The sequence below is a fragment of the Dellaglioa sp. CoH-57-MRSF-18 genome (genome assembly GCF_056781995.1).
Genome location: NZ_JBXAXX010000123.1, coordinates 1 through 381 on the forward strand (window position 1 = coordinate 1; position 381 = coordinate 381).

1 protein-coding gene is annotated in these 381 nt (G+C 53.0%); it reads right to left on the reverse strand.

From position 1 onward, the window contains the following. On the reverse strand, positions 1-325 hold a 325-nt coding region (locus tag AC1RPG_RS08375; protein WP_391858135.1), incomplete at its 3' end, for a hypothetical protein. Between the last annotated feature and the right edge of the window lie 56 nt (positions 326-381).

The window sequence follows — 381 nt, forward strand, 5'->3', positions numbered from 1 at the left end:
GAATATCGTAGATGACTGCGGCAATTGCGGCCTTCGGGTTAGCACCCACCGTTGCGATGGTGGCAGCTGCGGTGCCAAGCGCAATCAGATGGAGAAGCATCCATGCCTGAGTTTCCGTGTTGTCCCGTGCCTCTTGAAACAGCACCTTCAATTTGTGGTTATAAGCGAAGACCACAAACAGAATCGTGAGCGTGGGCACCACAACCGATACCACGAACCATGCGCGCTCCGCGAACGCTGATGCGGGCGTCGCGAAACCCACCAGATAAGTGGTGAGGAATGAGAACGCAATGATTGCTGATTGGAACGAACGATTGTGGAACATGACTTCTCCTTATAGAAATAGGTTCACAGACCCAGCGCCTTCTTGACGATGGTGCT